Origin of the sequence: Streptomyces longhuiensis (assembly GCF_020616555.1) — a bacterium.
Lineage (GTDB): Bacteria > Actinomycetota > Actinomycetes > Streptomycetales > Streptomycetaceae > Streptomyces > Streptomyces longhuiensis.
This window is the reverse complement of sequence record NZ_CP085173.1, coordinates 1,747,467-1,766,070: the sequence shown is the minus strand read 5'-3', so window position 1 is coordinate 1,766,070 and position 18,604 is coordinate 1,747,467. Positions and strand designations below refer to the sequence as shown.

Sequence of the window (18,604 nt, the reverse complement as noted above, 5' to 3'; positions counted from 1 at the left end):
GTTGACCGGGCAGGGGTCACCATAGCTGGCGAACCGTCAGATGTCTGTACCTGTTCCGGGCTCGCCCGCGATGACGAGCCGCAGCTCCTCGGAGATCTCCGCGCGCGCGTCCGCGGGCAGCCCCGCGTCCGTGACGAGCGTGTCCACCTGGTCGAGCGAGGCGAACGAACTGAGGCCCACCGTCCCCCACTTGGTGTGGTCGGCGACCACCACGACCCGGCGCGCGGACTGCACGAGCCGCCGGTTCGTCTCCGCCTCCGCCAGGTTCGGTGTCGACAGACCGGCCTCCAGCGATATGCCGTGCACACCGAGGAACAGCACGTCGAAGTGGAGCGCCGCGATGGCCTGGTCCGCGACGGGCCCCACCAGCGAGTCCGAAGGCGTCCGCACGCCGCCCGTGAGGACGACGGTCGCCGCGCCCTGCCGCTGTCCCGACGAGCGCTGCGCGCCGTGGAACACGTCCGCCACCCGTACCGAGTTGGTCACCACGGTCAGGTCCGGCACCTCGAGGAGGTGATGGGCCAGCGCGTACGTCGTGGTGCCGCCGGACAGCGCGATGGCCGTGCCCGGCACCGCCAGGGCCGCGGCGGTCCGCGCGATGTCCTCCTTGGCGCTGAGCTCCAGACCCGACTTCGCCTCGAAGCCCGGCTCGTGGGTGCTCGCCTCGACCACGGGGACCGCGCCGCCGTGCACCTTCTCCAGGACACCCTGCCGGGCGAGCGCGTCGAGATCACGGCGGACCGTCATGTCGGAGACGCCCAGCTTGCGCGTGAGCTCGTTGACCCTGACGCCGCCACGGCGCCTGACCTCGTCGAGGATCAGGGCCCGGCGCTGCTCCGCGAGGAGGTTCTGATTCTCGCTCACGTCCTGTCGGATCCCTTCGCCTCGTCACAGCCGTCCATGGTCGCCACATCCTCGCACGCGCCACCGACAGCCGTGCCACTGCCCGCTCGCGCCCGCCGTATGGCGCGCGGTCGCACGGATGGAGGAGATTCGGTGAGGAGGGATGCGTAGCGCGGTCGTGAGCGGGGATTCTGATTCCGGCACCACACGCGCACGTCAATCGGGGGATGCTGAACGGTGGAGCGTGACACGGCGGACGAGACCGCCCTCGAACTTCTGGTCCACGGCGTAGGGGGCACCACCCCCGCGGCGATGCTCGGCGACCCGCGCACGGTCCGGGTCTCCGGCGACGACACGGCCGCGGTGTACCGCCGCGCCGACGACGCCGACGCGGAGGAACGCCCCGAGGACTACCGGGGCAAGCCCGTCCCGGAGGCGTACGTCTGGTGCAACCTCACGTCCGGCAACGGCTCGCGCGCCTTATGGCTGTTGCTCCTGCCGTTCATGGTCGTCAACCTCGCCCACTGGATGCGCCCCAACGCCCACCGCCGCACGCGGACCGTGCGCGCGTACGGCCTTCTGGTGCGCCTCGTGGGGCTCAGCCTCACCGTCCTCCTGGTCGCCGCCGCCTGCGAGGTGGCGCTCGATCTGGTGGCCTGGCAGTGCGCCGGCACGCACGCGTGCGCCGAAGGACGCTCCTGGCTGGGCTTCCTGTCGGTGGACTCGCACGGACACGGCGGCTGGTGGAGCCAGCCCGGCCGCCGCCTCGCCCTCGCGGCGACCGTCCCGGCCGCCCTCATCGGCCTCCTCTGGTACCTCTCCCACCGCACCTGGGGCGCGTACGAGTCCCAGCAGCCACTGCCCCACCAGCCCGACCCCGAGGAGGAGGCCCCGACCAACGCGCTCGGCAGGCCGGGGTTCTGGTACGGACGCCGACTCGTCGCGCGTCTGCGCGCCGCGCACACCGCCGCCGGTCTGCTCACCGTGGCGGCCGCCGTCGGCACCTCGGCCGCCCGCTTCGACCGCGGGAGCGGCGGTCCCGTGCTCCTCGACGTGCTCGGCCGGATCCTCGACGGCGCGCTCGTCGTGGGCACCGGCATCGTCGTCTGGGTGGTGTGCCGCAGGGGCCGCAGCGAGAGCACCGTCGACCGCACCCTCGACCGGACCCTCGTCCGCCTCCTGCCCGCGGCCGCCCTGGCCCTCCTGCTGCTCACGTTCCTGTACGCGGGCTGGTCACGCCCCGAGTGGCGGTCGCACGGGCGCCTGCCCGGAGACGCGACGTTCGGCGGGATCGTCCTCGTCCAGGGCGCGGTGGTCGTGGCGCTCGCCGTGGTCGCCCACGCCATCCACCGCCGCGCACGCGACTCCCGTGCGGCCCTGCGCGGCCTCGGCGGACCCGCGACCGCGATGCTCGCCTGCGCCCTGGGCGGTGTGATGTCCGGGGGAGTGTCCCAGCGCGTCGCCGACTGGCTCGACGGCTCCGGTACACCGGGAGCCGGCGGCACCATCGAAGGACCGCCCGTCCTGCTGTCCTGGCAGGCCTCCGTGATCCCGCCCCTGCTGATCGTCGTCGCCGCGGTGTGCGCCGTGCTCGCCCAGCGCACCATCCGGCTCAAACGCCGCGAGACGGCCACCGTCGCGACCGACTACCCGGGGGAGCCCGAGGACCCCGCCCGCACCAGCCGCATCGCGGGCACACGCGCGCGTGCCGCCCTCACCGACCAGGCACCCATGATCATCGGCGCGGTCTCGACGGTGACGCTCCTCCTCGGGGCGGGCGCGCTCATCGGCGCGTGGGCGACCCACCAGGTCCCGGGCCAGGCCGCACAGGGCACGTACGACATCGTGGAAGGCGCCGCGCAGACCGCGCAGGCGCTGGGCTCCTGGCTCATCGGACTCGGCTTCATACTCTTCGTCACCTGGGGACGGCGCGCCTACCGCGACGCGTCGGCCCGCCGCACGATCGGCATCCTGTGGGACGTCGGCACGTTCTGGCCGCGCGCCGCACACCCCTTCGCGCCGCCCTGCTACGCGGAGCGCGCCGTGCCCGACCTGACCTGGCGCATGGCCACCTGGATCCGCGCCACGGGCGGCCGCCTCGTCCTGTCGGGGCACTCCCAGGGCAGCGTCCTCGCCGCCGCGGCCGCCTGGCAGCTGCATCCCACCGTCCGCCGACGCGTCGCCCTGCTCACCTACGGCTCACCTCTGGAGCGGCTCTACGGGCGCTGGTTCCCGGCCCATTTCGGCCCCGCCGCTCTCGGCGCCCTGCACCGCCAGGTCGACTGCTGGCGCAACCTGCACCGCACCACCGACCCGATCGGCGGACCCGTCCGGCTGCCCGGCGAGGACGGCCCTCAGGTCGACCACCCGGCACTGAAGGACCCGCTCGCCTACGGCCGCACCGAGCAACACCCGCTGCCCGCACCGATCCTGGGCCACTCCGACTACCAGGCCGACCCCGTCTTCGCCGAGGAACGGGCCCGCCTCCTCGCCAGGCTGCGCCCCGAGGTCCCGGGGCCACGCCCGGACGGCGAGCCCGCCGCGCCTCAGGGCAGCTCGGGCAAGTCGTCCTCGTAGAGCAGGGTCAGGTCGTCCGTGCTCGGCTCGGCGAGCTGGGCGACCCGGCCCGCGTGGCGCTCCACCATCGACTCGAAGGTCTGCCGCGCCGTGCGGCCGTTGCCGAAGGCGGGACCCTTCGGGATCGCCGTGAAGTGCTTCAGAAGGGCTTCGGACGCGCCCTCGCCGAGCCGGTACTCGTGCTCGTCGGCCTGCTGCTCGACGATCCGCAGCAGCTCTTCGGGCAGGTAGTCGGAGAACGTGATGGTCCGTGAGAATCGGGACGCCACACCGGGGTTGACGGAGAGGAAGCGCTCCATCTCGGAGGTGTAGCCCGCGACGATCACCACGACGGAGTCGCGCTGGTCCTCCATCAGCTTCACCAGCGTGTCGATCGCCTCACGCCCGAAGTCGCGGCCGGAGTCCTCGGGGGACAGGGCGTACGCCTCGTCGATGAACAGCACGCCCCCGGTGGCGCGTTGAAAGGCCTCCTGCGTGCGAATGGCGGTCGAGCCGATGTGCTCGCCGACCAGGTCGACCCGGGACACCTCGACGAGATGGCCCTTCTCCAGGACGCCCAGTGAGGCGAGGATCTCCCCGTACAGGCGTGCCACGGTCGTCTTGCCGGTGCCGGGGGAGCCCGTGAACACCAAGTGCCGCCTGACGGAGGCCGCCTTGAGGCCCGCCTGCTGCCGGCGCCGGCCGACCTCGATCATGTCCGTGAGCGCACGCACCTCGCGCTTGACGCTCTCCAGGCCCACCAGGGTGTCGAGTTCACCGAGGACATCCGTCGACGTGCGGGTCGTGGCCGGGGCCTCCGTGTCGGGTGCCACGGCACGCTGGTCGGGCAACGCGCTGAGCAGCCCCACGGTCTGCGTGGCCTTCTGGACGCCCGGCGCCGGGGCGGCGGCCTGCCCGGCGGAGCGCACCCCACCGCTCTCGTCGCTGCTGCAGTCCTCGACCACGGGGCCGTCCTCGGCGAATTCGTAACCCCCGCGCGAACACCGTTCCGTACGGCACTTCTTGAGGGTCGTACGGCAGCCGTCGATGATGTGGAAGCCGTAGCCCTCGCTGCCCGTGACGCGACAGCCGTGGAAGCTGCCCCGGCCCCCGGCCGACACATAGAAGCCGGCCTCGGCAGGGGAGGTGACCGTGCAGCGCTCGATCGTGGGGTCGGCGCCCTTGGTGACGATCACGCCGGTCTGGACGGCGTCGACCGTGCAGTTGGCGAGGGTGCCGCCGCTCCCATGGTCACGGAACCAGGCACCCGTCGCGGCCTCCCGGATCCGGCAGTCGTCGAGCTGGGCCGTGGCGCCGTCGCTCACCGACACGGCCGTGTTGCGGACCTGGGAGAGATCGCTGTCGACGACGTCCACCCGGGAGCCCCGGTCCAGGACGAACAGCGCGTCCGGTACGTCGTGCACCCGGCACGCGTCGAGCACGGCGGTCGCGCCGTCGCTCACCCACACCGCCGGGTAGTCGCCCGTACTGTCGTGGATCTCGCACTGGTTGGCGTCCACGCGCGTGCCCGGGTCCCACACGGACAGGCCGTTGCGCCCGAACCGGCGCACGCTCGAGCGCGTCAGTGTCAGGACCGACCGGGAGCGCAGATCGATCGCGTTCTCCGGGATGTCGTGGATACGGCAGTCGGCGAGGGTGAGCACCGCGTCCGTGTCGAGCGTGACGCCGTCCGCCGTGGTGCGGTGCACGTCGCAGTCCGTGAGGTGCGCCGTGGCGCGCCCCGTGATCTGCACGCCGGTGCCCTTGACCTCGTACACCTCGCAGCCGACGGCCTCCAGGCCGCTGTGCTCGCCGGTGACGGACAGTCCGGAACCCGACGCGTGATGCACCCGGCAGCGCTCCAGCCGAGGGTGCGCGCCGCCGCGCACGGCCACTCCGGCCTGGCCCGCCGAGACGACCTCGCACTCCTCGAAGACACCGCCCCCGCCGTCGAGCACGGCGATGCCGATCCCTCCGGGGTTGTCGACGGTGCAGCGGCGCACGGTGGGCCGCGCGCCGCCCCGCACCTCTATGCCGGCCGCGGAGCGCGTGACGATGCGCAGATCGCAGAGCTCGGGAGCGCCTTCCTCCACCAGGAGCGCGGGGGCCGCCGAGTCCTGCCCCTCGACATGCAGATCGAGGACGGTCGCGGACGCGCGCACCGTGAGCGGCACCCCGTCGATCGGCGCGATCCGCACGGACCCGGGTGAGCCCTCGGGACCACGCAGCGTCACGGCGCGCTCCACGACGAGATTCTCTCTGTACGTGCCCGACGCCACGGTCAGCACGTCGCCGTCACCCGCGGCCTCCAGGGCCGCGGCGAGCGATGCGTACTCCCCAGTGCGGCGCCGCCACCGCGACGTGCCGGTGTGCGTCACCTGGACCGTGCCCTGTGCCATGGCTTTGTCGTGCCCCCACCTCGTCGTACGCGGGTCCTCGCTGCGATCCCCGCGGCGAAGGTGGGTCAACCGTAGCGTGCGCGCAGCCGATGAGTTGACCGGAGCGGAAGGCCGGTCAGCTGCCGGTCCCTGTCCTGCCCCAGTCCGGGCCCGCCTTGTCCCAGGCGCGGTCCCAACGGTCGTACCGGCGGCGGACCATGCGCCACACGATCAGGCGCCGGGCGCCCTCGACGAGCCCCGCCGCGGCCGCCGCCGTCCCGAATCCGGCCAGCGCGGCGTGAGTTGTCGCCGTCGCGTTGTCCAGCGGGCGGCCCACGACCTGACCCGTGCCGTCGACCCACAGCGGGAACCGGTCGCCCGGATGCGGGGTCTTGAGGCTCGACAGGACGCGGCCCGTGCGGTGGGCGCCGTCGGGTGCCTTCCAGTGGGCGACGACCCTGCTGTGCGCGTCTCTCGCCGTGGATGTCTCGGGGTCGGAGTCCAGCGGCGGCTGGGCCAGCTTCCGCACGACCGTGGCGGCAACCTCCCGGCGGTTCTTGTGCTGCTCCTGGACCGACTGCATCAAGGCGCCCTGTGCCAGGGATCCCGTCGTGACGCCGATGATCGGTGCGACAACGACGATGAGCAGCACCGCCACCAGCGCGACCCAGGCCTCCGCGAGGTCGGTCGCGCGGCGCAGCGGATTGTGCCGCCACCGCCAGAGTCCGGCGATTGCCCGCACAGCCAAGCACCCCCTTCCGCGTCCGTCTTAACCGTGAACGGCACGGCTCACGCGCAGGTGGGGCGAAGAGAGAGCGAAATCACCCCACTCGACGAAGCTCTCCGCCTGTCCCCGCCTTTCCATTGTGCTCCAACGACCGTGATCCGGCGCGGGGTTCCCCGCGCGGCCAGGAGTCAGGCCAGGATCGTGATCGCGTCACCGATCCGGACGGTCCCGGTCGTCTCCGGGACCAGGTTCGTCCCGAAACACAGCTGGTCACCGAAGCGGCGGTGGCGGGCGAGCGTCCGCAGCGGCTCCTTGCCACGCTCCGAAGTCGACTGGTTCGTGGTGGTCACCACGCAGCGGCCGGACTTCTTGGTGATACGGAACGTGACTGCGCCGATGGCGATGCGTGACCAGTCGTCCTCCGCCCAGGGCGCGGTGCCGTCCACCACGACGTTCGGCCGGAAGCGGTTCATGGGCAGCGGGCCCTCGTCCGCGTGATCACCCTGCGCGATGAGCGAGTTGAGGGCGTCCAGGGAGGACAGGGTGGTGAGCAGCAGCGGATACCCGTCGGCGAAGCTGACCGTCTCGCCGGGCTTCGCGTACTCGGGGTCGATGGGGCGTCGCGTCGCCGGGTCGTCGAGGTGGAGGAGTCGCACGTCGGCTTCCAGTTGCGCGCTCCACCAGGCGTGCGCCGCGTCGTCGGCGAGTACGGCCTCGACCTTGTCCCCGAAGATGTTCACCGTGGTCGTCCCGGCGGGCCGGGGCACCGGCACGGTCAGGGGCGCGCGGCCGGGGGCCGACATGCGCAGACCGTCACCGTCCGGGATCTCGGCCGACGTGAGCGCGAGGCGCGGGTGCTGGCGCTGGGTGACGATTTTGCCCGAGGTGTCGATGAGCACCCACCGGCGGTCTCCTGCAAGACCCCACGGTTCCACGGCCGCCTCGCGCGGCGCGTGCCCCCGAACCGACTTCAGTGGGTGTATGTGGATCGAACGAAGCGAGGCATTCGGCATGGGGCCATCCTGCCAGCAGGCACGGACAGCCCCATGTCCGGGAGATCAATAACCGCGGTACTGCTGACGGTTGTACGGATCCTCGTAGGGCGCGGCAGGGCGGGGCGCCGCGGGGCGCATGGCCTCGTAGCCGGTGCCGGGCGCCGGGCGCTGCTGCTGTTGTTGCGGCTGCTGCATGCCCGCGTAGCCGCGGGGCCCGGAGGCCTGCTGCGGGATGTACGGCGCCGGCGCGTGCTGGAGAGGCGCCTGCTGCGGGGTCGCGTAACCGTACTGGGGCATGGGTGCGGAGGGCGCGGCCGGCAGCGCGGGAAGCGCGGACGGGAGCGCGGGCAGATGACTGCCGGTGTCGTACATGGCAGGAACCCGGATCGGGGCGATCTGGGGTGTGCCCCGCTCTGCGACGAGGGAGTCGTAGATCGGAGTGTCCGGGAAGGACGGCGCGGAGTAGTAACCGCCGCCATAGGTGGAGCGGGGGGAGGTCATGGCACATAAGTTAAGCCCACGATGTGCTGGTTGGGGAGACCGATAAGAGGGTTGTTTTGCGTGTCGGCAGTGACGCGAGATCCCCAATGCGAGCGAACTTGGCAAAATCGGTCGTCGTTCAGCGTTCGGATCGTGTAAAGGCGAGTTCTCGGTGGGTTACCGGCGGTTGGCCAGTGATCATCAACCGCGTGCCCCTGTGCCGCTTTCGGTCGCGGGGAATAGGTTGACCAGGAAGCCGGAGATCTCTGTTGGGGGCGGACATGCCAATGTCTAAAGGTTCGAATGTCGTCGTGCCGGCGTCGGCCGTGCGGATCGAATTGGGGTGGCGTTCAGGCGCGGGGGTGCCCGACGCGGACGCGTCCGCGCTGTTGCTCGTCGCCGGAAAGGTCCGGTCGGACGCGGACTTCGTCTTTTACAACCAGCCGGCGCACGCCTCGGGGGCCGTACGTCACGAGGGCAAGCGGAGCGCGGACGGCCAGGTGACCGACACGATCTCGGTCGACCTCGCGCGCGTGGAGCCCGCGATCGAGAACGTGGTGCTCGCCGCGTCGGCGGACGGCGGCTCCTTCGGGCAGGTCCCCGGGCTGTACATCAGGGTCCTCGACGCGGCGGACGGCGCCGAGATCGCGCGCTACGACAGCGCCGACGCGAGCGTGGAGACCGCCTTCGTCCTCGGCGAGCTCTACCGGCGCCAGGGCGCCTGGAAGTTCCGCGCCGTCGGCCAGGGGTACGGCACCGGTCTGGCGGGCCTCGCCGGTGACTACGGAATCACGGTCGACGAACCCCAGACACCCGCGCCGACACCCGCACCCACGCCCGCGGTCACGCCCGCCCCTGCACCGCCGGTCGCGGCCCCCGTCACCGCGCCGCCGCCCCCCGCCGCACCCCCGCAGCAGCCCGTCCGCCTGACCAAGGTGACGCTCACCAAGGCCGCTCCTTCCGTCTCCCTGGCCAAGCAGGGCGGCACGTCGGGCTCGATGCGCGTGAACCTCAACTGGGAGGTGCGCAAGCAGTTCAAGGGGTGGGGCAGCAAGCTGGGCCGCGCCGTCGCGCAGCACGCGGACCTCGACCTGGACCTGTGTGCCCTCTACGAACTCACCGACGGACGCAAGGGTGTCGTCCAGGCACTGGGCAACGCCTTCGGCGCCCTGAACCGCCCGCCGTACATCCACCTCGACGGCGACGACCGCACCGGTGCCGTCTCCAGCGGCGAGAACCTGACGATCAACCTCGACCACAAGAACGAGCTGCGGCGCGTCCTCATCTTCGTCACCATCTACGAAGGCGCCCGCAGCTTCGCCGACCTGCACGCGACCGTCACGCTCCAGCCCCAGTTCGGCGCGGCCGTCGACTTCTCCCTGGACGAGTGCACGGTCCCGTCCACGGTGTGCGCGCTCGCGCTGATCACCAACACGGGCAGCGACCTGACCGTGCAGCGCGAGGCCCGCTACCTCGTGCCCGAGCGCGGCGTGAGTCCGCAGCGCACCGTCGATCACGCCTACGGGTGGGGCATGAACTGGACGCCCGGCAGAAAGTAGCCGCCCCAGTCCGCTACTGCCGCTCCGGCGCGGGGTCCGGCCTGGAGTACGTACGCCCCTTCCAGGCCGCACCTCGCCCCCTGTAGTGCTGCACGGCGGAGTCGACCGTCATGAGGAGATACAGGAACGCGGTACCCGGCAACAGCGGCGCCAGCCACAGCGGTTGCACGTAATAACGCAGCATCGGGATGTACGTCGCCGTCATCAGCAGCCAGGCGAGCCCGCCGAGCAGTGCGATGAGCCCATGGCCTGTGGCCAGTCCGGCGACGAGCGCGACCGGCGGCGCCAGATAGACGAGCGCAAGCCCGGCCACGGTCCCGGCGAGGAGCAGCGGGTTGTGCCGCAGCTGGGCGTAGGCGCTGCGCGACACCATGCGCCACAGGTCGCCGAGCCGCGGGTAGGGACGCACGCTGTCGACGCGGTCGGCGAGGCCCAGCCAGATGTGACCTCCGGAGCCCTTCACCGCCCGGGCGAGCGCGACGTCGTCGATGACGGCGTGCCGGATCGAGTCGGGGACCGCGGCGCGGTCGGCGGCTTCGGCGCTCAGCAGCACGCAGCCGCCGGCCGCGGCCGCCGTGCGCGATCCCTTCCGTGCGATCCGGCGGAACGGGTACAGCTGGGCGAAGAAGTACACGAAGGCCGGGACGACGAGCCGCTCCCACACACTCTCCACGCGCAGCCGCGCCATCAGCGAGACGAGGTCGAACCCACCCGCACGGGCCGCGGCCACCAGCTCCCTCAGGCTGTCGGGCTCATGCGCGATGTCGGCGTCGGTGAGGAGCAGGAACTCGGGGTCACGCGCGCGTGCCAGGCCGATACCGTGCCGCACCGCCCACAGCTTGCCGGTCCAGCCGGTCGGCGGCTCGCCCGGCGAGTCGACCGTGAGCGGCAGCCCGCCGTGGCGCAGGGCCAGCTCCCCGGCCAGGGTTCCGGTGCTGTCCGTGCTGCCGTCGTCGATCAGGAAGATCTCGGCGCGCCCCGGGTAGTCCTGCGCGAGGAGCGAGGGCAGGCTCTCCGGAAGCACGGCCGCCTCGTCCCGCGCAGGGACGACGACACACACCGAGGGCCACTCGGAAGGGTCCGTGCGCGGGGGCAGACGCAGATCCGTACGCCAGAAGAAGCCCTGTCCGATCAGCAACCACACCCACGCGGCAAGCGATGCTGCGGTCATCCACACAACGGCGTCCATCCGCCGCAGTCTGCCCCACCGCACCCTTGGTGCGAGGGGCATCGTCTATGGTTTCCGGGTGAAGATCGCGCTGATGGACTCGGGAATCGGACTCATCGCGGCCGCCGCCGCGGTACGGCGCCTGCGGCCCGACGCCGATCTCGTCCTGTCCTCCGACCCCGGCGGGATGCCCTGGGGGCCGCGCAGCGTGCAGGACGTCACCGAACGGGCCCTGGCCGTCGCCGAGGCCGCCGCGGAGCACCGTCCCGAGGCGCTGATCGTGGCCTGCAACACCGCCTCGGTCCATGCCCTGCCGGCCTTGCGGGCCCGCCTCGAACCCGGCATCCCGGTCATCGGCACGGTCCCCGCGATCAAGCCGGCCGCGGCCGGCGCCGGACCCGTCGCCATCTGGGCCACTCCCGCCACCACCGGAAGCCCTTACCAGCGGGGACTGATCCGGGACTTCGCGGACGGGGTCGAGGTCACCGAGGTGCCCTGCCCGGGTCTCGCCGACGCCGTGCAGTACGCGGACGAGGACGCCATCGACAGGACGATCGCGGCCGCCGCTGCGCTCACCCCGACCGATGTAAGTGCCGTGGTCCTGGGCTGCACCCATTACGAACTCGTGGCGGAACGCATCCGCGCCGCCGTCCAGCAGCCCGGCATGCCGCCGCTCGTCCTGCACGGCAGCGCCGGGGCCGTCGCCGCGCAGGCACTGCGCAGGATCGGCGCCGGGCTCGACGCCGAGAGCGGTGCGCAGGGCGCCCTCACCGTCATCCTCAGCGGCCGCACCTCCGCGCTGCCGCCCGCCGCACTCGCGTACGCGGAAGGCCGGCTGCTCCAGGCCGCCGTCAGCCACGCACAGTGACGGCGGCGCCCGGATTTCGGGCACGGCCCAGGAGTTTTGGGGCTCTGGGCAATCACTCTCCGCGGCACAGTGCCTTCACCGAGGAACATGCGTAGTCTCAGTTCCATGAGGGACCACTCCGGTAGTGAGCGGCGCGCGTCCGTCGCCCCCGAGATCTGGACAGGCCGTGCACACAATCGCGTGCAGTGGCTGGCAGCGCTGGGCGGAGCCGCGTGTGTGGCGCTCGGCATCGAGCTCGCCGTGGCTTCCCAGTGGACTTCCGGTATCGCCGCGCTGGTGATGTCGGTGGTCGGCTGCATCGCCGCAGGTCTTCTGATCCTCTTCGGGACCCTTGCCTTCGTCCACGTGGCCGTGAAGGTCGACAAGGACTACCTGGAAGTGCGGTGCGGCCACATAGGAGTGCCACGCCGCCGCATCCTGCTCGCCCATGTGGTGGGAGCCGAGTTCGAACCCCGTGTCACGCCCCGCCAATGGGGCGGCTGGGGATACCGCTGGCGCCCCGAGCAGGGCACGGCCGTCATCGTCCGGCGCGGTGAGGGCGTCGTGCTGATCATGGTCGACGGCAGGAAGTTCACGGTGACCGTGGACAACGCCGAGTCCGCGGTCCGCGCCATCCACGACCGGCTCAAGCCGACCTCGATGGGCCCCGTGGCCTGACGGCGCTCGCACACTTACACACGGCCGCCCCGGACACGTACCGGGGCGGCCGTAGTGCTGTCCGAGGGCTCGTCGCCCCAGGGTCTCGCCGTCGCCACCCCCGCGAGCAGGCCCGCGCCCGCGGTGACGGTGGTGAAGCTCAGGGCGTTGCCGAGCGTCGCCAGACCGGCGAGAGCGGTCAGCGCCGCGCCCGCCGTCAGGACCACCGGCGTGGAGCGCGCCGACCGCCACAGGACGTACAGGAGCCAGCAGAACACCGCGGCCAGCAGGCAGACGCCTACGAGTCCCTGCTCGGCGGCCTGCTGGAGCGGGGCGGAGTGCGGCTTGCCGTCGGGCAGAAGCGTCTCGCCGACCGTGGGGCTGAGCTCCCCGAAGCGGCCGGGGCCCACGCCGAGGCCCGGATCGGACTCGGCCTGGCGCAGCGCGTCCTGCCACAGAAGGATCCGGTGCTGCGAGAGCTGCCCCTCCAGGGAAGCGGTGAGCCCCGAGGGCAGTGCGCCCTTCAGCAGTGCCAGGGAAAGACCGGTCACCAGCCCCGTCACGACGCCGAGACCGGCGAGGCCGAGCCCCCTGTGGCGCCGCATCCTGACCGAGGCGAGGGAGCACAGCAGCACTCCCGCGCACGCGGTGACACCAGCGACCGACCCGACGGCGGCGGCAGCCGCGACCGTGCCGCCCGCCAGCAGGAACAGGGCCGCGCGCACCGGTGGACGCTGCGCCGCCCAGGCCGCGCAGCACGCCGCCCCGGTGGACAGCGCCAGGAGCGCGGCCGTCGCGCCGGTGCGGCCGAGCGGAGAGCCCGTGTCGGGCGCGGGCACGGCGTGCGGGGACGCGAGCGCGAGCCCAAGTCCCGCCAAGGCCGCCGCGCAGGGCGCCGCCATGGGTGACAGCGCGCCGGAGATCCGGCCGCACGCATAACCCGCCGCCACCGCGAGCACCGCCAGGAGCACGCCCTCAGGCCTGCCCGCGCGGGCGGTCGCGGTGATCAGCGACCAGGCGGCGCACGCTCCGAGCGCGAAGACGCCCGCCGCGTCGGCGACATTGCGCCGCTCGTACTCCGCCGACGGACCGGCCGTCGACGACATCCCCGTGGTCCCCACCACCCCGTCGCCCCCCGACTGTGACGGGCCCCGAGCGTCATGGCCGGATACGACCGTTCCTCGGGGACTCGGGGCACACCGTAACGGCTGATGCACCGGTTTGTGCACGGGTTGCGCAGGAACGATGCTGCGCGGGGTGCTCCGGCGGGGCCGGCGCGACCCCCGCGGACCGCCGTGTCGCCCGGCAGGTGACCCGCCGTACACTCCCCGAGTGACCGCCACCGCAACCTCCGTAGACGAGCCGGAACAGCTCGATCCGCAGTCGGCGCCCGCCTCGCGCCGGGCCCGCCTGCCACGACGGATCGCTCCGGCCGCCGCAGCGGTGCTCTCCGGAGTGCTGCTGTACGTCGGCTTCCCGCCCCGTGAGCTGTGGTGGCTCGCGCCCCTGGCCCTCGCGCTCTTCGGAGCGTCCGTCCACGGGCGGCGGATGCGCGCCGGATTCGGCCTCGGCTTCCTCATGAGCCTCGGCTTCCTCGTGCCGCTCCTGTCCTGGACCGGCGTCGACGTCGGGCCGCTGCCGTGGCTGGCTCTCGCCCTCGCCGAATCGCTCGTCATGGCCCTGGCCGGACTCGGCATCGCCTATGTCTCACGGCTGCCGCTGTGGCCGCTGTGGGCCGCGGGCGTGTGGATCGCGGACGAGGCGCTGCGGGCCCGCTTCCCCTTCGGCGGCTTCCCCTGGGGCAAGGTCGCGTTCGGTCAGCCCAGTGGCGTGTTCCTGCCGCTCGCGTCGCTGGGCGGCACCCCGCTCCTGGGCTTCGCGGTCGTCCTGTGCGGCTTCGGCCTCGCCGCTCTCGCGCTGCGCCTCAAGGACGTACGCGGTGTACGTGACCGGGGCGTGGCCGTCGCCGCCGCGTTCACCGTCGCGCCCGTCATCGCGGGAGCCGTCGCGGCGCCCCTCGTCTCCACCGCGGCGGAAGCGGGCACCGCGCGCGTGGCCGTCATCCAGGGCAACGTGCCGCGTATGGGCCTCGACTTCAACTCCCAGCGCCGGGCCGTGCTCGACTACCACGTACGGGAGACGATGAAGCTGGCCACGAAGATCGAGGCGGGCCAGGTCAAGAAGCCCGACCTCGTGCTGTGGCCCGAGAACTCCTCGGACATCGACCCCTACGTCAACCCCGACGCGTACGCCGAGATCGACAAGGCGGCCAAGGCCGTCGGCGCGCCCATCTCCGTCGGCGCCGTCGTCACCGCCAAGGACGGCACGCCCCGCAACCGGCAGATCCTCTGGGATCCGAAGACGGGCCCCGGCACCGTCTACGACAAGCGGCAGCTCCAGCCGTTCGGCGAGTACATGCCCTACCGGAGCTTCTTCCGCATCTTCAGCAAGGACGTCGACCGCGCGGGCAACTTCGTGGCAGGCAAGAAGCCGGTCGTCTTCGACATGGCGGGCACCAGGATCGGGCCGGTGACCTGCTACGAGGCCGCGTTCGACTCCGTCGTGCGCGACCAGGTGCAGGCGGGCGCGCAGATCCTCTCCGTGCCCAGCAACAACGCCACCTTCGACCGCAGCCAGATGACCTACCAGCAGCTCGCCATGGACCGGGTGCGCGCCGTGGAGCACGGCCGCGCCGTGATGGTGCCGGTGACGAGCGGCGTCAGCGCGATCATCAGGCCCGACGGATCCGTCGCCCAGCACACCGGCATGTTCGTCGCCGACACCCTGGTCGCCGACGTGCCCAAGCGGACCTCGCTGACCCTCGCCACCCGCCTGGGCGGATGGCCGGAACTGCTGCTCGTGGCCATCGGCGTGGGCGGTCTCGGCTGGGCCGCGCTGCGCTCCCGCCGGAGCGGGTCCGCCGCCGGATAAGGTCGCAGGCATGGCTACCCCAGAGTTCATCCGCAAGATCCGGGCCAGCGTCGGCCACCAGCTCCTCGTGCTGCCCGGCGTCAGCGCCGTCGTCTTCGACGACGCCGGCAGGGTGCTCCTCGGGCGCCGCGCCGACACCGGAAAGTGGGCGGTCCTAGCCGGAATCCCGGAGCCGGGGGAGCAGCCCGCCGAAGCCGCCGTACGCGAGGTGTACGAGGAGACGGGCGTCGAGTGCGTGGCCGAGCGCGTCGTCCTGGTGAAGACCCTCAAGCCGGTGACGTACCCGAACGGCGACCGGTGCCAGTTCACGGACACGTCCTTCCGGTGCCGGGCGACCGGCGGCGAGGCCCGGGTCAACGACGACGAGTCCCTCGAGGTGGCCTGGTTCGAGCTGGACTCGCTGCCGCCGCTGGGCGACTTCTGTCTGCTCCGGATCAAGCAGGCGGCCTCCGACGGGCCGACATGGTTCGAGACCACGTCCGAGCGCTGAAGTATGGGTGCTGACCACATCGGGCGGGGCGCGAGCGCTGCCTAGGGTGCGGAGCATGACCGCGCCCAACGCACCCCTCACCGCGCCGCTCGATCTCGGCGGCCGCATCGCACTCGTCACCGGCGCCGCAGGCGGCATCGGCCGCGCCTGCGCGCTGCGGCTCGCCGCGGCCGGGGCCAAGGTGAGAGCGGTCGACCGGGACCGGGAGGGCCTCGACGCGCTCGCCGAGCAGGCCGGCGCCACCCCGGGCGGCATCGAGCCGCGCGTCCTCGACCTCACCGACCTGGACGCGGCCGAGGAGTGCGCCGCGGGCGCCGACATCCTGATCAACAACGCGGGCATCCAACTGGTCCGCCCCATCGAGGAGTTCCCGCCCGACGTCTTCCACACCGTCCTGACGGTGATGCTGGAGGCACCCTTCCGCCTGATCCGCGGCGCCCTGCCGCACATGTACCAGCAGGGCTGGGGGCGCATCGTGAACCTCTCCTCGGTCCACGGCCTGCGCGCGTCCGCGTTCAAGTCCGCGTACGTCGCCGCCAAGCACGGCCTCGAAGGGCTCTCCAAGACCGCCGCGCTCGAAGGCGCTCCGCACGGCGTGACCTCGAACTGTGTGAACCCCGCCTACGTCCGCACGCCGCTGGTCGAGAAGCAGATCGCCGACCAGGCCGCCGCCCACGGCATCCCCGAGGAGCGGGTCCTCGCCGAGGTCATGCTCCAGGACAGCGCGCTCAAGCGGCTCATCGAACCCGACGAGGTCGCCGAGGCGGTCGCGTATCTCTGCAGCCCGCGGGCCTCCTTCATCACCGGGACGTCGCTCGTCCTGGACGGCGGCTGGACCGCGCACTGATCACCCTCGCGGGTGGCGCCGATTGTCTGATCCACTGAGTTGTCCACAGGGCTGGCGGGGCCGGCCGTACGACGGGTAATCCTGTTGAGCATGTCGCACGATCCAGCACAGTCCCCGTCGGGCCCCGCAGGCTCTGAACGCCCCGCATCGAGTGCCGAGGCACCGTTCCTCGAGCTCCTCGCCCGGGGCGCGTCCGCCGACGCCTACGAACAGCCCGTGCTGGTCGCCCGCGCCGAGGGCGAGCCACCGGGGCGGATCGACGCCCTCGAACACGCCAAGGGGCTCGCCCTGCGCGTCCGTGCCGACCTCGAAGACAGGCGCCGCCGCGAGGCGGAGCTGTCCGCGCTCTTCGAGACCGCGCACGATCTCGCGGGCCTGCGCGACCTGAGCGCCGTCCTCCAGGCCATCGTGCAGCGCGCCCGCTCCCTCCTCGGCACGGACGTCGCCTATCTGACGCTGAACGACCCGGCCAGGGGCGACACCTACATGCGCGTCACCGAGGGCTCCGTCGCCGCGCGCTTCCAGCAGCTCAGGCTCGGCATGGGCGAGGGCCTCGGCGGACTCGTCGCCCAGACCGCCCGGCCCTACGTCACCGCGGACTACGCCCAGGACGTCCGCTTCAAGCACACGCGCACCATCGACACGGGTGTCCACGACGAGGGGCTCGTCGCCATCCTGGGCGTGCCTCTGATGCTCGGCCCCCATGTCATCGGCGTGCTGTTCGCCGCGGACCGGCGCGCTCGGGTCTTCGAGCGGGAGCAGATCGCGCTGCTCGGCTCGTTCGCGGCGCTCGCCGCGGCCGCCATCGACACCGCGAACCTGCTCTCCGAGACCAGGGAGGCGCTCGGCGAGCTGGAGCGCGCCAACGAGATCATCCGGGACCGCGGCGACGTCATCGAGCGCGCGTCCGACGTCCACGACCGCCTCGCCGAACTCGTCCTGCGGGGCGGCGGCGTCCACGACGTGGCGGCCGCCGTGTCCCAAGTCCTCGACGGGACGGTGGAGTTCGCCGACGTGGTCACCGCCCCCGACAAACCCCTCGACGCCTCGCGCGCCGACGGGCACGCCGTGCGGGACGGGGACGACTGGGTCGCCGCCGTCGCGGCGGGCGGCGAACTCCTCGGCGCGCTCGTGCTGCGCGGCCACCCGGGTCTCGACCCCGTCGACCAGCGCACCCTGGAGCGCGCCGCGATGGTCACCTCGCTCCTGCTGCTCGCCCGACGCTCCGCGTCCGAGGCCGAACAGCGCGTACGGGGTGAGCTGCTGGACGATCTGCTCGACGCGCGGGACCGGGACCCGCGACTGCTGCGGGAGCGCGCCGCGCGGCTGCACGCCGACCTGGACGCCACCCATGTGGTGCTGGCCGCGCGCCTGGAGACCCCGGGCGCCGACGCCGAACATGAGGCCGCCGCACGGCGCCGCCTGTGGTCCGCCGCGTCCCACCTCGCCGCCACTCGGCACGGGCTCGCCGCCGCGCGCGACGGGGGAACGGTCCTGCTGCTTCCCCTGAGCGCCGCGGACCGGGCCTCCGACCTCGCCCGCCGCACCGCCAAGCACCTCTCCTCCGCGGTCCACGAGCAGGTGACGGTCGGCGCGTCGGCCCCCGTGGAGGACCTGGCCGACCGCACCGACACCGTCGCCGCGGCCTACGCGGAGGGGCAGCGCTGCCTGGACGCCCTGCGCCTGCTCGGCAGAGCGGGGGAGGGCGCGGCCGCGGAGGACTTCGGCTTCCTGGGCCTGCTCCTCGCGGAAAGCCGGGACATCTCCGGGTTTGTCGAACGCACCATGGGTGAGGTCGTGACGTACGACCGGCGCAGGGGGACCGACCTCGTGCGCACGCTCGACGCGTACTTCGCCTCGGGCATGAGCCCGGCCCGCACCAAGGACACGCTGCATGTGCACGTGAACACGGTGGCGCAGCGCCTGGAGCGAATAGGGCGCCTGCTCGGCCCGGACTGGCAGTCGCCGGCGCGTGCTCTGGAGATCCAACTCGCGCTGCGGCTGCACCGGTTGGCCGGGGCGACAGCGGGTTGACGGGCGGGTCGCGGGTAGCTGGTCGCGGTTGCGGGTCGCGCTGCTCTGTGCTCAGTGCTCAGTGCTCAGTGTGTCGTGTGTTGTGTGACGGC

Annotated in this window: 15 protein-coding genes; 8 read left to right on the top strand and 7 right to left on the bottom strand. The window is 72.5% G+C overall.

Translation table 11 applies throughout. From position 1 onward, the window contains the following. Positions 1–36: 36 nt before the first annotated feature. Positions 37–864 (bottom strand): DeoR/GlpR family DNA-binding transcription regulator, encoded by an 828-nt coding sequence (locus LGI35_RS08390; RefSeq protein WP_116500454.1) that lies wholly within the window; start codon positions 862–864, stop codon positions 37–39. 216 nt (positions 865–1,080) lie between these two features. Here LGI35_RS08390 and LGI35_RS08385 point away from each other — a divergent pair, with 216 nt between their 5' ends. Further along, positions 1,081–3,420, top strand: coding sequence for a hypothetical protein (locus LGI35_RS08385; protein ID WP_227293265.1), 2,340 nt, complete (start codon positions 1,081–1,083; stop codon positions 3,418–3,420). Here LGI35_RS08385 and LGI35_RS08380 read toward each other — a convergent pair. The 4 genes from LGI35_RS08380 to LGI35_RS08365 form a co-directional block, all read right to left on the bottom strand. Beyond that, positions 3,390–5,798 (bottom strand): right-handed parallel beta-helix repeat-containing protein, encoded by a 2,409-nt coding sequence (locus LGI35_RS08380; protein WP_227293264.1) that lies wholly within the window; start codon positions 5,796–5,798, stop codon positions 3,390–3,392. The genes LGI35_RS08385 and LGI35_RS08380 overlap by 31 nt on opposite strands. Positions 5,799–5,913: 115 nt before the next feature. Further along, positions 5,914–6,519 (bottom strand): Rv1733c family protein, encoded by a 606-nt coding sequence (locus LGI35_RS08375; RefSeq protein WP_227300244.1) that lies wholly within the window; start codon positions 6,517–6,519, stop codon positions 5,914–5,916. Between the two features lie 173 nt (positions 6,520–6,692). Then, complete coding sequence (locus LGI35_RS08370) at positions 6,693–7,517, bottom strand: MOSC domain-containing protein (protein ID WP_227293263.1); 825 nt, start codon at positions 7,515–7,517, stop codon at positions 6,693–6,695. Positions 7,518–7,562: 45 nt separating this feature from the next. Continuing rightward, positions 7,563–8,000 (bottom strand): DUF6643 family protein, encoded by a 438-nt coding sequence (locus LGI35_RS08365; protein ID WP_116500463.1) that lies wholly within the window; start codon positions 7,998–8,000, stop codon positions 7,563–7,565. A 260-nt stretch (positions 8,001–8,260) separates the two neighbouring features. Between LGI35_RS08365 and LGI35_RS08360 the strand changes: the two genes are divergently transcribed. After that, complete coding sequence (locus LGI35_RS08360; RefSeq protein WP_227293262.1) at positions 8,261–9,538, top strand: TerD family protein; 1,278 nt, start codon at positions 8,261–8,263, stop codon at positions 9,536–9,538. Positions 9,539–9,551: 13 nt separating this feature from the next. Here the strand turns inward: LGI35_RS08360 and LGI35_RS08355 are convergent, their stop codons facing one another. Beyond that, complete coding sequence (locus LGI35_RS08355; protein WP_227293261.1) at positions 9,552–10,727, bottom strand: glycosyltransferase; 1,176 nt, start codon at positions 10,725–10,727, stop codon at positions 9,552–9,554. Between the two features lie 58 nt (positions 10,728–10,785). On the opposite strand from LGI35_RS08355, the gene LGI35_RS08350 reads away from it, so the two are divergent. Both LGI35_RS08350 and LGI35_RS08345 read left to right on the top strand, forming a co-directional pair. After that, on the top strand, positions 10,786–11,574 hold the full coding sequence (locus LGI35_RS08350) for a glutamate racemase (RefSeq protein ID WP_227293260.1): 789 nt from the start codon (positions 10,786–10,788) through the stop codon (positions 11,572–11,574). Between the two features lie 105 nt (positions 11,575–11,679). Continuing rightward, positions 11,680–12,231: a hypothetical protein gene (locus tag LGI35_RS08345; RefSeq protein ID WP_227293259.1), complete on the top strand. Its 552-nt coding sequence runs from the start codon at positions 11,680–11,682 to the stop codon at positions 12,229–12,231. A 14-nt stretch (positions 12,232–12,245) separates the two neighbouring features. Here LGI35_RS08345 and LGI35_RS08340 read toward each other — a convergent pair whose 3' ends face one another. Then, positions 12,246–13,316, bottom strand: coding sequence for an O-antigen ligase family protein (locus tag LGI35_RS08340; protein WP_227293258.1), 1,071 nt, complete (start codon positions 13,314–13,316; stop codon positions 12,246–12,248). Between the two features lie 226 nt (positions 13,317–13,542). Here LGI35_RS08340 and lnt point away from each other — a divergent pair, with 226 nt between their 5' ends. The 4 genes from lnt (at position 13,543) to LGI35_RS08320 (ending at position 18,512) form a co-directional block, all read left to right on the top strand. Further along, positions 13,543–15,141: an apolipoprotein N-acyltransferase gene (gene lnt, locus LGI35_RS08335; RefSeq protein WP_227293257.1), complete on the top strand. Its 1,599-nt coding sequence runs from the start codon at positions 13,543–13,545 to the stop codon at positions 15,139–15,141. A 10-nt stretch (positions 15,142–15,151) separates the two neighbouring features. Next, complete coding sequence (locus LGI35_RS08330) at positions 15,152–15,631, top strand: NUDIX hydrolase (protein WP_227293256.1); 480 nt, start codon at positions 15,152–15,154, stop codon at positions 15,629–15,631. 55 nt (positions 15,632–15,686) lie between these two features. Then, the gene (locus LGI35_RS08325; protein ID WP_227293255.1) at positions 15,687–16,478 is read left to right on the top strand and encodes a 3-hydroxybutyrate dehydrogenase; all 792 of its coding nucleotides are present in this window, start codon (positions 15,687–15,689) and stop codon (positions 16,476–16,478) included. 90 nt (positions 16,479–16,568) lie between these two features. Beyond that, positions 16,569–18,512: a helix-turn-helix domain-containing protein gene (locus LGI35_RS08320; protein WP_227293254.1), complete on the top strand. Its 1,944-nt coding sequence runs from the start codon at positions 16,569–16,571 to the stop codon at positions 18,510–18,512. Positions 18,513–18,604 lie beyond the last annotated feature (92 nt).

Coding starts and splice junctions, on each gene's coding strand:
- LGI35_RS08360 (WP_227293262.1), top strand. CDS start 8,261: ATGCCAATGTCTAAAGGTTCGAATGTCGTCGTGCCGGCGTCGGCCGTG.
- LGI35_RS08325 (WP_227293255.1), top strand. CDS start 15,687: ATGACCGCGCCCAACGCACCCCTCACCGCGCCGCTCGATCTCGGCGGC.
- LGI35_RS08320 (WP_227293254.1), top strand. CDS start 16,569: ATGTCGCACGATCCAGCACAGTCCCCGTCGGGCCCCGCAGGCTCTGAA.
- LGI35_RS08370 (WP_227293263.1), bottom strand. CDS start 7,517: ATGCCGAATGCCTCGCTTCGTTCGATCCACATACACCCACTGAAGTCG.
- LGI35_RS08340 (WP_227293258.1), bottom strand. CDS start 13,316: ATGTCGTCGACGGCCGGTCCGTCGGCGGAGTACGAGCGGCGCAATGTC.
- LGI35_RS08355 (WP_227293261.1), bottom strand. CDS start 10,727: ATGGACGCCGTTGTGTGGATGACCGCAGCATCGCTTGCCGCGTGGGTG.
- LGI35_RS08330 (WP_227293256.1), top strand. CDS start 15,152: ATGGCTACCCCAGAGTTCATCCGCAAGATCCGGGCCAGCGTCGGCCAC.
- LGI35_RS08365 (WP_116500463.1), bottom strand. CDS start 8,000: ATGACCTCCCCCCGCTCCACCTATGGCGGCGGTTACTACTCCGCGCCG.
- LGI35_RS08345 (WP_227293259.1), top strand. CDS start 11,680: ATGAGGGACCACTCCGGTAGTGAGCGGCGCGCGTCCGTCGCCCCCGAG.
- LGI35_RS08380 (WP_227293264.1), bottom strand. CDS start 5,798: ATGGCACAGGGCACGGTCCAGGTGACGCACACCGGCACGTCGCGGTGG.